At 53.0% G+C, this 13,118-nt stretch carries 9 protein-coding genes; all 9 read left to right on the top strand.

Annotated features, from left to right (window positions below; all coding sequences use genetic code 11):
- Positions 1-532 precede the first annotated feature (532 nt).
- The 9 genes from ACK8P7_RS05005 to ACK8P7_RS04965 all read left to right on the top strand — a co-directional run bounded on the left by ACK8P7_RS05005 (position 533) and on the right by ACK8P7_RS04965 (position 13,007).
- On the top strand, positions 533-2,785 hold the full coding sequence (locus tag ACK8P7_RS05005) for an AAA domain-containing protein (RefSeq protein ID WP_410043127.1): 2,253 nt from the start codon (positions 533-535) through the stop codon (positions 2,783-2,785).
- 683 nt (positions 2,786-3,468) lie between these two features.
- Complete coding sequence (locus tag ACK8P7_RS05000) at positions 3,469-4,863, top strand: RNA-binding domain-containing protein (RefSeq protein ID WP_410043126.1); 1,395 nt, start codon at positions 3,469-3,471, stop codon at positions 4,861-4,863.
- A gap of 140 nt (positions 4,864-5,003) precedes the next feature.
- Positions 5,004-5,204: a 50S ribosomal protein L31 gene (rpmE, locus tag ACK8P7_RS04995; RefSeq protein ID WP_410043125.1), complete on the top strand. Its 201-nt coding sequence runs from the start codon at positions 5,004-5,006 to the stop codon at positions 5,202-5,204.
- Positions 5,205-5,671: 467 nt separating this feature from the next.
- Positions 5,672-6,655: a DUF1385 domain-containing protein gene (locus ACK8P7_RS04990; RefSeq protein ID WP_410043183.1), complete on the top strand. Its 984-nt coding sequence runs from the start codon at positions 5,672-5,674 to the stop codon at positions 6,653-6,655.
- Between the two features lie 140 nt (positions 6,656-6,795).
- Positions 6,796-7,968, top strand: coding sequence for a N5-glutamine methyltransferase family protein (locus ACK8P7_RS04985; RefSeq protein WP_410043124.1), 1,173 nt, complete (start codon positions 6,796-6,798; stop codon positions 7,966-7,968).
- A 125-nt stretch (positions 7,969-8,093) separates the two neighbouring features.
- Positions 8,094-9,173 carry a peptide chain release factor 1 gene (gene prfA, locus ACK8P7_RS04980; protein ID WP_410043182.1) on the top strand — a complete coding sequence of 360 codons (1,080 nt, stop codon included), beginning with the start codon at positions 8,094-8,096 and terminating at the stop codon, positions 9,171-9,173.
- A gap of 171 nt (positions 9,174-9,344) precedes the next feature.
- On the top strand, positions 9,345-11,096 hold the full coding sequence (locus tag ACK8P7_RS04975; RefSeq protein WP_410043123.1) for a glycosyl hydrolase family 18 protein: 1,752 nt from the start codon (positions 9,345-9,347) through the stop codon (positions 11,094-11,096).
- 119 nt (positions 11,097-11,215) lie between these two features.
- Positions 11,216-12,391: an L-threonylcarbamoyladenylate synthase gene (locus ACK8P7_RS04970; RefSeq protein ID WP_410043122.1), complete on the top strand. Its 1,176-nt coding sequence runs from the start codon at positions 11,216-11,218 to the stop codon at positions 12,389-12,391.
- A 115-nt stretch (positions 12,392-12,506) separates the two neighbouring features.
- On the top strand, positions 12,507-13,007 hold the full coding sequence (locus ACK8P7_RS04965) for a deoxycytidylate deaminase (RefSeq protein WP_410043121.1): 501 nt from the start codon (positions 12,507-12,509) through the stop codon (positions 13,005-13,007).
- The last annotated feature ends 111 nt before the right edge of the window (positions 13,008-13,118 follow it).

The following is a 13,118-nucleotide window of genomic DNA, read 5'->3' as shown; positions in this document are numbered from 1 at the left end:
CAAACAAAAATCGACGCCCATGCATCCTGACTGTGGGGAAATCTGATGAAAATCTGGGGATCGGAGTTTTAGGAAGGTAGCATGTGAATTGTACCCCTTGTCAAGAACACAAGAGATTTTAGTTGCCCCAATTTTTAGACAGCTACGTGTATCACTAATCATGACGATTTCCGAAGTTTTCACAAAAACTGTTGATAGCACTCTTGCGCCATTAGGTTTTATAATCTTTGTTACGAACAAGCGGTTTTCAGTCTGAGCGGCATTAGATGTTTTTCGCAAAGATAGGATTTCATAGAGCGATGCCATTATATTTTCTGGGATTTGTTACAAACGGGGCGTTTTCAAGAGTCGTGCCATTAAGTGACTTTTACAAATCATAGATTTCGGGGATCTGTGCCATTAGATTATTTCACAGACAGGGAAATATTCGAAGCTGTGACATTAAGTATTTGGCTTCATAGAGGGACAAAGAGGCGATTTATGAAGAAAAATCTGGTCGGAGATAAAGTCACTGCTTCCGAAAAGGGCGGTTTTGCGTCAAAAACCGGGTTTTTATGATGCAGGAACAAAACTGGATTCGTCGGCACCTGTATTTCCGTTTGGCTGTAATGAGAGTCAGTATCAGGCAGTTGTGAATGCTCTTTCAAATCGAATCAGTGTGATCGAAGGGCCTCCGGGGACAGGAAAGACACAGACAATTCTGAATATCATTGCAAACCTTATACTTCAGGGGAAAACCGTTCAGGTGGTCAGTAATAATAATTCCGCGATCGATAATGTGATGGAGAAGCTGGCTTCGTCGAAGTATAAGCTGGATTTTATGGTTGCCCAACTGGGACGTGATGAGCGTAAAAGTGCATTTATCGCAGCACAGACCGGAGCCTATCCGGATATGTCCGACTGGAAAAGCGCTGAGAATGCATCATCAGAATTTTCTGATTCTATCAGAGAAAAGTCCGTAGCACTGCAGGAAATCTTTCGTGAGAAGAATAGATTGGCTAAATTGCGTGAGGAACGAAATAGAGTTCAACTTGAATGCGAACATTTACATGCCCTGATTCAGGATAATGAACTCATTCTTTCGAGCAAGAATCTATCTTCTGATCAATTGATGGAATTCTGGCAGGAGTATCAGGATATTCAGGATGGAACGAAAAAAGCGGGCTTGATATATCGGCTTATGCGTAGGATTTCTCTGGGGATTCGCGTTGGAAAGCTTTTGAAAGAAGACACGGCAGGTGTTATTAACAAGCTGCAATATATATTTTATGAAACCCGGTTAAAAGAAATAGATACTGAAATATCAGATATTACCGTGAAATTTGAAAACGATGATGCGGATGCACGAATGGATGAACTTATAGAGCTTTCATTGTGTTGCTTTCGATCTCGCCTCGCAGAACGATATTCAGATAAAAATAGTCGCCGCGTTTTTGTAAAAGATGATTTATGGCAGCATCCGGAGGAATTTATAAAAGAATATCCGGTTGTACTGAGTACAACGTATACTGCTCGAAGCAGCTTGGGGAGACAGGCCCAGTTTGATTATGTCGTTATGGATGAGGCCTCACAGGTGGATGTTGCAACCGGTATGCTTGCGCTTTCCTGTGCAAAAAATGCGGTTATTGTCGGTGATACGAAACAGCTTTCTAATATTGTGAAAACGCAGCAAAGAAAACCACTGGAAACAATTTGGAATGCGCATAAAATAAGCGCAGAATATAATTTTGCAGAGTACAGTTTTCTGTCGTCGTTGTGTTCACTTATGAGTGAACGGATACCACAGGTTGTTTTACGCGAGCATTATCGTTGCCATCCGCAGATTATCGGCTTTTGTAACCAGAAGTTTTATAACGGTGACCTGATCGTCATGACGGATAGCAACGGAGAGAGTGCGCTGAAGCTTGTAACCACTGTGCCAGGAAACCATCAGCGTGACCATATGAACCAGAGGCAGATTGATGTGATCTGTAAGGAGATTCTGCCGGCACTGGATGAACCTGAGGATGAAGTCGGTATCATTGCTCCCTATCGTAATCAGGTTGCTCAGATGAAGAAGGAGCTGGGAGATACTGCGATAGAGGTTGCAACTGTACATAAGTTTCAGGGACGCGAAAAGAATGATATCATCCTGTCTACAGTTGACGACACGATTACAGAGTTTTCGGATGATCCAAATCTTCTGAACGTTGCGATTTCCAGGGCAAAGAAGCAGCTGATCCTTGTTGTAGCTGATCAGGAGCAACCGGCAGGAAGCAATATAGCCGACCTTATCGGATATATTCGCTATAACAACTGTGATGTGCAGCACAGTAAAATCAGTTCCGTTTTTGACTATTTATATAGTCAATACCCCGAAAGCAGGCTTGAGTATCTCAAACGGCATAAAAGAATTTCGGAATATGATTCAGAGAATCTTATGTACGCGCTGATTCAGGATGAACTGAAAAATTGCGGTAATGTTGCGCTTGGGGTGGTATGCCATCAGCCGTTGCAACTACTATTCCGTGATTGCTCCAGAATGAATGCTGAAGAACAGAGATTTGTGAATACTGGACTTTCCCACATTGATTTTCTGATTTTTAATAAGGTCAGCAAAGAGCCAATGCTTGCAATTGAAGTAGATGGTTTCCACTATCATAAGGATGGAACGAAGCAGGCAGAAAGAGATAAGCTGAAAAATCATATTCTTGAAGTCTACGGACTGCCACTCGTGAGATTTTCGACGAATGGTAGTGGGGAGAAGGAAAAATTAAGGGAAAAGATTGCAGAGATCACAGCATGAATACTGCTCGATTTCCATAGAATCATCGCGTGCGGCCCGGAAATTCTTACTGGCGAACCGGGTGAAATAGATGAAGATGGATGGCACTATCCAATAACCAGTTGTTTTCGAAATCGTGGATATTTTTAACACCATCTATCATTTTTGTGTACGGAGCTAAACTATCTAAGATTTTCAAATAGGGCGCTTATTGGATAGGTTTCTGCAAAATCAGGCATACGCATATAAGCGTACTATCGAATAATTCTCGCTTTTTTTAATGGTGGATATGCATTTTTGACTTCAGAGAAGAGTTTCTTTCGGCTGATATCTAATAAACCTTCTTTTTTGAAATACTGGATATGCGAGTGTGGATTCCTCTTAGGAAATAAGGCTTTTCGTATCCAGTATTTTTGAAATTGCCTAAGAGTGGATATTTTGCAGCCACCTGTCATGCTTACAGTCAAAAAACATATCCAGTATTTTTATAATCAAACCATATTGGATAGGAACGTTGGCCAGGGGCGACGAAGGGGCGGCAACGGAGTACTGTGCCTCCGTTGCTGCCCCTCCGGCTCTTGCCTGATCAGTACACGAGTGAACAGTAACAGTCGTTGTCTAATGCTTATCTAATGTCTGTACAATGTTTCGAACGTACTGTATAATGTCTGTACAATGTCCGGATGGTGAAATGGAGGAGCACTATGAAGATTTCGGAATTATTCCCTGATGTCGTAACGGAGGATACGGAATATGAGTTTAAAGCGCTTCTTAAGCAGGATAATCCTGTGAAATGGGCGAAGACCATCGTCGGATATGCGAATGATCAGGGTGGCATCATCTTTGTGGGTGTGTCCAATGATGGCGAAGCCTTCGGTCTGGATCTGAACGAAATCGATCAGACAAAAAATCTGGTGGCGAGGGTAAATGACCGGAATATTTTTCCTCACGTGAAAATCAGCTACATGATGCGAAGTGTAGATGAAACGGCAGATCATTTTGTGCTGGGGATGAAAGTGCTGCCTGCGGAATCCGTTGTCAGATATCGGGAAGGGGATTTCAACGAAACTGTATACATCCGAGGAAATGGTAATTCTACACCTGCAACACCAGAAGACATTATTTCATTATCCAAAAGACGTTATGGTGTGGACAATGAAACAACCGAGGTGCGCTATCGAGAGGAAGAGTGGACAGATTATCTGACGCTCTGCAGGGAGTATCGAAATGATGGTGCTGTGCCGTCTTTAAAAGAGTTGCAGAGTGAGGAAATCGTATCAAAGGATGGCTTTGCAAAATCAGGATTCATCATGTTCCGCGATGGGTATGATCGGGATGACACGATGATCTGCTGTCGTCTCTGGAAGGGGATGAATAAAGCCGGCACCGTGCTGGATAGTGCGAGATTCAAGGGCTCGATCGCGCTTGTCTTCGAGAATGCGCTGCGTTTTATCGAGCGAAATACGAAAAGCGGGTGGCAGAAGACGGCGAATGGTGGACGTAAGGAAATCCGTTCCTATCCGAAGGAGGCGATACGAGAGGCACTGGTGAATGCCATCGCACACCGTGATTACTCGATTTCCGGGACACAGATCGATGTGGATATCTATAATGACCGAATGGAAATCGTTTCTCCGGGATCATGGTTACTGCCGAAGGGATATGCGGAATATCCGGTAGGCTCGATACCGTCGATTCGAAGAAATTCGATTATCGCCGCTTGTCTGGATGCTGCAAACCTGATGGAGCGTGGAGGAACCGGATTTCTCACGATGATGGAGGCCTATAAGGCGTTCTCTGAACAGCTCCAGCCGGTGATTTCGATTTATCCGGGATTTTTAAATCTGAAATTATATGATGTTTTATATCGTGTGGATGAAGCACCGCGTTCGGTGGAGTATACGGCGAGTGAAAATAAAGTGTGGAAACTTCTGAAAGAAAATGGACCGATGAAGGTTAAAGATCTCCAGTGCGCCTATGGCTATTCGAATCGATCTCGATTTTTAAAGGATGTGATCAACCCGATGATTGAAAGGGGCGACATCTATCGGGATGGAAGCACGAAATCCCCGACCGCAGTCATTAAAATTAAGCGCTGAGGTCTTGCAATATTTTTCGCTTTATGGTAGCTTATAAAGGCTTAACTATTTTCTAAGCGGTCGAGTCTCGTGAGTGCACTGCATTCAGCGGCCGACACGCAAGCTGGCATGGTTGGGAACCATGCAGAAAGAGGTACGAGATGAAGGAAGGAATCCATCCAAAGTATTATCAGGCTACCGTTACCTGCAACTGCGGTAACACATTCGTAACTGGCTCCACAAAGCCGGAGATCCACGTCGAGGTTTGCTCGGCTTGCCACTCATTCTACACTGGTAAGGAGAAGGCATCCAGCCTGAAGGGTCAGATCGATAAGTTCAACAAGAAGTTTGGTCTTGCTTGATTTATACGAAGCTGAAAACACAGTCCCATACCTGTATCCGAGAGGTGCAGGTGTGGGATTTTTTTGTACAGATTCATGTATATGGCATCGTTTCTTTATACATATCCATGAGAGCGTCGCCCGCCGTCATAAAAGTTTCACTTTCCTGTTATTGAATTCATGTTTTCCATCGTTTACACTTAGGTGCGTGGAATTTTATAATCATGATGTGTTTTTCTTCCTTTTAGCAGGTATTTACTATTCTGGTACCTGTTCAGGAACAGGATATGAAGTAGTTTGAGAAGCAGATGTGAAAACATCACTTTTGATATAAAAAAAGAAATCCAGAAAGCGATATGACAGATACAGAAAAGAATTTTTCAAATGATACAACAAATGCAGAAGTCCCGGCAGAGAATAGGACGCCGTCATCGCTCCCACACACCCAGATCTACAGTGGTATCGGTGGTCAGGCCGTCATCGAGGGGATGATGATGCGAAACGGTCAGCGCTATTCGGTGGGCGTCCGGAAGCCGGATGGCTCCATCGCCGTGATGGAGGACACGTACATCTCCATGACGGATAAGCATCCGTTTCTGAAGGCACCGCTGATCCGTGGTGTCTTTTCCTTCGTAGATTCCATGGTGCTCGGCATGCGCTGCCTCACCTTCAGTGCATCCTTCCTCGAGGATGATCCGGAGGAGGCGGAGAAGGAGCCGACGAAATTCGAGGCCTGGCTGGACCGTACCTTCGGCGATAAGCTCGAGCCGGTGCTCGAAACGATCGTCATGATCTTTTCCTTCGTGGTCGCGATGCTCCTCTTCGTGATCTTTCCGACCTGGATCGCCGGCTTCCTGAAGCCGGTGTTGCCGCATGCATCGCTGCTCGGCCTCATCGAGGGCGTGATCCGTGTGCTGCTCTTTATCATCTATATTAAAGTGATCTCCCGTACGCCGGACATCGCGCGTACCTTCCAGTACCACGGTGCGGAGCATAAGTGCATCAACTGTGTCGAGCATGGCCTCCCGCTGACGGTGGATAACGTCGCCGCCTCCAGCAAGGAGCACAAGCGCTGCGGCACCAGCTTCATCGTCTATGTCATGCTGATCTCCATCCTGTTGTTCATGGTGATCCGCGTAGATACCCTCTGGATGCGCCTCCTCAGCCGGATTATCCTGATTCCGGTCATCGCCGGCGTCAGCTTCGAGGTGCTGCGCCTCGTCGGCACGCATGATAACGCGCTGACCCGACTTCTCTTTATCCCGGGTATGTGGATGCAGGGCCTCACCACGCGCGAACCGGACCGCGATGAGATCGAGGTGGCCATCGCCGCCGTCGAGCGCGTCTTCGACTGGCGCGCGTTCGAGAAGCAGACCTTCGGTCTCGACTTCTCCGACCGCCCATCCGACGTGCACTCCACCCTCGTGGACATCCCGGTCGTCGATGGAAAACCGGTGATCGAAAATTCATAGCGGATCGCATGCATCGATTCATCACGCAACGGCCTTTTCGAACGCACATAAGGAGATAGGTCATTATCTGCGCTGCATATTCTGCGAGGCTCATTGCATCATCATGTGCCGATTTTCGGATGCATTTGTGAAGGAGTATCATGCCGATCACCACGCTGCGTCAGCTTCTCGATGAAGCGACGGAAACACTGAACACCGCCCAGGTACCGGACCCGCGCTATGATGCGCGGGCTCTTCTGATGTCCGCCTATCAGCTCTCGCCTGCGCAGTATCTGCTCTACGAGCACGACGCGCCGGAGACCCTGATCCCGCGGGTGCTGCCCGACGCGGAGGCCCTGTCGGCTGCGGCTACTGTATTTCATGCCAATGTTGACCGCCGTAGTCGACGGGAACCCCTCCAGCAGATCCTCGGCACCGCCGGCTTCTATGGGCTCGACTTCCTCGTGACGAAGGACGTGCTCTGCCCGCGTGCCGACACCGAGACGCTCGTGGACGCGGTGCTCGGAAATCTCATGCCGGAGCAGATCGGGGCTGTACACGCAGCGCCGTCGGTCGACCCGACATGCGCAGCGCGCACGGAGGTGGAGAACCTGGCAGTGGACACGTCCTCTTCCGAGCACACGGTGGATAAGTGCCCTGATTTTCTGGCACATGTGGATAACGATGGCGCGTCGCTCCTCGATGTCTGCACCGGCTCCGGCTGTATCGCCATCGCCCTCACGAAATTCGGCACTTTCCGCGATACCACGGCGGTGGATATCTCCGACGCTGCGCTCGCCATCGCGCGCCAGAACGCCGAGCGACTGTTGATAACGGAGGCGGATACCGCCGCGACCATGACGCCGTGCGCTGTGTCGGCGGACGAAACCATGGTCGCTACGTCGACGCGGATGAACCCAGGTCCGCGGACGGAGGTGCATCTTCAGCACGCGGCGGTCGACTTCACCCTTCTGCGGAGTGACATGTTCTCTGCATTGGCCGAACGCACGGAAGATGGGGCGCTGAAGCGATACGACGTCATCGTCTCGAACCCGCCGTACATCCCATCGGCGGTGGTGGACGAGCTCGAGCCCGAGGTCCGGGACTACGAGCCGCGCATCGCCCTCGACGGCACCGCCGACGGACTGCGCTTCTACCGCATCCTCGCGGAGGAATCCGTCCGCTACCTGAAGCCCGGCGGGCGCATCTACCTCGAAATCGGCTACGACCAGGGCGAGCGCGTCCCGGCGCTCTTCGCAGCCGCCGGCTTTCGCGACATCACCGTCATCCGCGACTTCGGCGGAAATGACCGCGTGGTCGCTGCACATCTATAAATGAAGAATTGCAAAGTCGGAGGTCCGGAGGGGCGGCAACCGAGGCCATACGGAGAGACCGTGTAAAATCAAGCCGAGTCCCCTGGACTGACTGCTATGAAATATAAAGGAGTATTACCATGGATATGTTTGACCGTCTGGAGTCCATCTCCCGACACTATGAGGAAATCCAGCGCTTCATGACGGAGCCGGATATCGTAAACGATACAGAGAAATACCTGAGGCTGATGCGGGAGTCGAGTGAGCTTGAGCCGCTGTACACGACCTACAAGCGTTACCTCGAGGCCGTGGCCGGCGAGAAGGAGGCCCTCGAGATGCTGGCGTCCGAGAAGGATCCGGAGATGATCGAGCTCGCGAAGGCAGAGCTTGCCGAGGCGAAGGAAAACCAGCCGACCCTCATCAAGGAGCTCCAGATCCTCCTGCTTCCGAAGGACGAGAACGATGATAAGAACATCATCATGGAGATCCGTGGCGGTGCCGGCGGTGATGAGGCGGCGCTTTTCGCCGCAGAGCTCTACCGCATGTACATCAACTACGCGGAGCGTCGTGGCTATAAGACGGAGCTGATGTCGGTCAATGAAACCGGCATCGGCGGGATGAAGGAGGTGGTTTTCGTCGTCACCGGAAAGGGCGCGTACAGCCGTCTCAAGTATGAGGCGGGCGTGCACCGTGTACAGCGTGTGCCGGTGACCGAGTCCGGCGGACGTATCCACACCTCCACCGCAACGGTCGCTGTGATGCCGGAGGCTGAGGACGTCGATGTCGAGATCAATCCGGCGGATGTAAAGATGGAGGTCTTCCGTTCCTCCGGTGCCGGTGGACAGCACATCAATAAAACTTCATCTGCGGTACGACTCATCCACATCCCGACCGGTATGGTGGCCGAGTGTCAGGAGGAGCGTTCTCAGCTTCAGAACCGCGAGAAGGCGATGCGACTTCTTCGTGCGCGCCTATATGAAATAGAGTATAATAAAAAGCACGACGAGGCGGCGGAGGCCAAGCGCTCCCAGGTGGGCACGGGCGACCGTTCCGAGAAGATCCGTACCTACAACTTCCCGCAGGGACGTGTGACGGATCACCGGATCGGACTGACGCTGTACTCGATCGATAAGGTACTGAATGGAGACCTCGATCCGCTCCTCGACCCGATCATCGCCGCCGACCAGGCAGCGAAGCTCGCGGAGCTGAATCAGGAGGTTATCTGACATAAGCGATGATTCTGCACACCGGCTGTCTGGTGCTGCAGGATGCCGCCATTTTCTGCAGCATGTGGCGTGTCCGGAGCCGGGAAGCGCAGCGCCTGCAACAGGGGGCCGTGCGCCGGGATCGGACGCAGACAGAAGAAGGAGAAAAAAGTGGCCAGGGAAAGAATATCTGTGGATCCGCATCAGCGCTCCCGTCGCCGGCAGCAGCCGGGCGGTGGAAAGCACTTCATGCCGGCGATCATCGGACTTCTCATGCTCCTCGTGTTTGCCGGTGCCGCCGGTGGATACATCTATGAGAAAAAATATGCGCCGACGAAGGAGCTCGCCGACCAGGCGGACTACTTCGGTGTCAGCGGCGATGAGGTGACGATCTACCTCGATGAGGAGCAGCAGGCGGATGAGAACGGAAAGCTCGTGCTGGCGAAGTGTGTGAACGGCGGCGTCTTCCTCCCGTATGAGTGGGTGATGTCGAACCTGAACCGCCGTTTCTTCTGGGCCTCGGATGCGACGGAGGTCCTCTATACGATGCCGACCGAGACCCTGAAGTACGGGATCGGCGACACACTGAGCGATGGCTCGACGCCGTTCCTGAAGCTCGGAAACGGCACGGAAAATCTGTATCTGAACGTAAAGCTCGTCGCGGAACACACAAACATCCGCTTCACGAGCTACGTGAGCGCAGAGCAGAAGCGCATCTTCATCTTCGACGACTTCTCGCCGTATACCGAGGCGACCGTTCAGAAGAAGGAGGCGGTGCGTCTCCTCGGTGGCGTGAAATCACCGGTGCTGACGACGCTCGAGCAGGGGGCCAATGTTAAAATCCTCGAGGCGATGGAGAACTGGTCACGGGTTGAAACCGAAGACGGCTATATCGGCTGGCTCCGGAACAAGCGTCTCTCCGACGAGCGTTCGGTGACCCCGGAAAGCACGTTCACTGCGCCGGAATATACACATAAACTCCTCGATCAGAAGGTCGTGATGGGCTTCCATCAGGTGACCTCGCAGGCGGGCAACGCAAGCTTCGCGAGTGCGACCTCGCAGCCGGGCAGCACGATGAATGTCATCGCGCCGACCTGGTTCATCCTGAATTCCGATCAGGGTACCTTCACCTCCTACTGGAGTGCGGACTATGTGCAGGCAGCCCATGCAGCCGGCTACCAGGTCTGGGCCGTGGTCAATAACTTCGACGCCGGAAACATCGACGAGTCGGTCTTCCTCGAGAACACCGCGCTTCGTGCGCAGCTCGTCGCTTCCCTCGTGTCCACCGCCGTCGCGGGTGGCATCGATGGTCTCAACATTGACTTCGAGCTGATCCCGACCGGCCTCGGCCGCGCGTATATTCAGTTCATGCGGGAGCTCGGCGTCGCCTGCCGTGAGGCGGGACTCGTGCTGTCTGCGGACTGCTATGTACCATATAATTACAACAGTCACTACGACATCGAGGAGCTCGGCGAGTGCATCGACTACGTCGTCATCATGTGCTATGACGAGCACTATGCCGGCAGCGAGGAAGGCTCGGTGGCTTCGATCGATTACGTAAAGCGTGGCATCCGCGAAGCGAGCAGCGCCATGGACAGTGATCGCGTCATCATTGCCCTCCCATTCTATACACGCGTGTGGATCACCGGTGCGGATGGCAAGACCCGCTCCGAGGCGCTCAGCGTCCAGACCGCACTAAACTGGGTAGCGGAGAAGGGCGTGCAGCTCGAGTGGCAGGAGGACCTCGGCCAGAACTACGGCGAGATCACCGACGGCACGGAGATCAAGAAGGTCTGGATGGAGGATGATCAGTCCATGCAGCGGAAGGTCGATGCCGTGAAGGAAGCCGGCTGTGCGGGCGTCGCGGGCTGGAAGCTCGGACAGGAGCCGCAGAGTTTCTGGAGTATACTGAATCTCAATGCAGACAGCGCGGCACAGAACTGAGCCGTGGAATGTCGGCAGCGTGAGCGTGGACGCACTGCGCCTGAAGCGTGGTGCAGGTACAGAGAATATAGATGCGGATGCGCTTCGGCGCAGACGCTGAAAGATAGAAGGAAGTTAAGATGGAAACAATCGTAAAAGGTATGGAAGGCGTGCAGCAGGCGGCGGAAATCATCCGCCGGGGCGGCCTCGTGGCATTTCCGACCGAGACAGTCTATGGTCTCGGGGGCAATGCACTGGATCCGGAGGCGAGCCGGAAGATATATGCGGCGAAGGGACGGCCGTCGGATAACCCGCTGATCGTGCATGTCTCCTGTATCGACGAGGTCCCGCCGCTCGTGTCGGAATTTCCGGACAGCGCGCGGAAGCTGATGGAAGCGTTCTGGCCGGGACCGCTCACGATCGTGCTGCCGAAGGCGGCGATCGTGCCATATGAAACGACGGGCGGCCTCGAGACCGTCGCGATCCGCTGCCCGGAGAACCGCGTGACCCTCGCGTTTATCAAGGCGGCCGGTGTGCCGATCGCCGGACCGAGTGCAAACACCTCCGGCAAGCCGAGTCCGACGGAAGCGGCGCATGTGTACCATGATCTTCAGGGAAAGATCGAGATGATCCTCGATGACGGCCCGGTGGGTATCGGCGTCGAGTCTACCATCCTCGACCTCACCGGTGAGGTACCGACCCTGCTTCGACCAGGTGCGATCACCGTGGAGGAGCTGTCCGAGACGCTCGGCACCGAGGTCCGGATCGATCCGGCCATCATCGCCGGCGGCGTGAAGGAGGGTGTGCACCCGAAGGCACCAGGGATGAAGTACCGGCATTATGCGCCGAATGCGCGCATGGCGCTTGTGACGACCCGGCTATCGAAGGAGCGTGACTATGCGCTCTCCGAGGAGGAACGCGCGGAAGCCGATCAGATGGTGGCCGCCTGCATTGACCGACTCGTGGATGCGGACGAAGCCGCCGGCCTCCGGGTCGGGATCATCTGCTGCGAGGAGACGCGGGCGCGCTACCTCAGTGCGGGCGACCGCCGTGCGGACATCAAGGTGATCGGTCGCCGAAGCGATCCGCTGTCGATGACACATGAGCTGTTCCGTGTGCTGCGTGAGTTCGACGAGGACGGCACGGAGCGGATCTACGCCGAGAGCTACAGTGATCGCGGCGTGGGCTTCGCGCTCATGAACCGCATGCGGAAGTCCGCCGGGATGCTGGAGGTCTGCGCGGATGATCAGCCGACGGATGTTTTCCGGAACGGCATCTCCCCGCTCGCCGGCCTGCAGCCGCACGCGGATAAATAAAGGCAAGCGTTTAGACAGGGGCCCGGAGGATGGCAACGGAGGCACAGCACTCCGAGATCGGTGAGATCTAAGCCGGGGTCCCTGAGCTGAACCGTTACAAATAAAGGAGAATGAGATGGAAGAGAGTGGAAAGAGACGAGACTATATCACCTGGGATGAGTACTTCATGGGGGTCGCCGAGATGTCGGCGCGCCGTTCGAAGGACCCGAGTACCCAGGTGGGCGCCTGCATCGTGAGCCCGGAGAACAAGATTCTCTCGATGGGCTACAACGGCTTCCCGCAGGGCTGCTCCGATGACGCCTTCCCGTGGACGAAGATCCATGCGGAGGACGACCCGTACAATGCGAAGTACTTCTACTCGACGCATGCAGAGCTGAACGCGATCCTCAACTATCGCGGCGGTTCCCTCGAGGGCTGTAAGCTCTATGTCACGCTCTTCCCGTGCAACGAGTGTGCGAAGGCGCTGATCCAGGCTGGCATCCGGACGCTGATCTACTACTCTGATAAGTATGGCGACACGCCGTCGACCCGAGCCAGCAAGCGCATGCTCGATGCCGCCGGCGTCCGCTACTACCAGTACCAGCCGACCGGCCGCACCGTGACCCTGGCGCTGTGACGCCGGAATTTAATGGGGTCTAACCCCATTAAATTTTTCTAAACAGATTCTAAACTGGACTTTATGGGGTCAGACCCCCTTACGAAATTCTTAAGATGATGCCATGACGGG

The sequence above is a fragment of the Oribacterium sp. P9 genome (genome assembly GCF_046365365.1).
Classification (GTDB): domain Bacteria; phylum Bacillota; class Clostridia; order Lachnospirales; family Lachnospiraceae; genus Oribacterium.
Note: the sequence above shows the minus strand (reverse complement) of the source record. Positions and strands in the feature narration are given on the sequence as shown.

Excerpts from the sequence above, each read along its gene's own strand:
- ACK8P7_RS04985 (WP_410043124.1), top strand. The coding sequence starts at position 6,796 with ATGCCGATCACCACGCTGCGTCAGCTTCTCGATGAAGCGACGGAAACA.
- ACK8P7_RS04970 (WP_410043122.1), top strand. The coding sequence starts at position 11,216 with ATGGAAACAATCGTAAAAGGTATGGAAGGCGTGCAGCAGGCGGCGGAA.
- ACK8P7_RS05000 (WP_410043126.1), top strand. The coding sequence starts at position 3,469 with ATGAAGATTTCGGAATTATTCCCTGATGTCGTAACGGAGGATACGGAA.
- ACK8P7_RS04965 (WP_410043121.1), top strand. The coding sequence starts at position 12,507 with ATGGAAGAGAGTGGAAAGAGACGAGACTATATCACCTGGGATGAGTAC.
- prfA (WP_410043182.1), top strand. The coding sequence starts at position 8,094 with ATGTTTGACCGTCTGGAGTCCATCTCCCGACACTATGAGGAAATCCAG.
- rpmE (WP_410043125.1), top strand. The coding sequence starts at position 5,004 with ATGAAGGAAGGAATCCATCCAAAGTATTATCAGGCTACCGTTACCTGC.
- ACK8P7_RS04990 (WP_410043183.1), top strand. The coding sequence starts at position 5,672 with ATGATGATGCGAAACGGTCAGCGCTATTCGGTGGGCGTCCGGAAGCCG.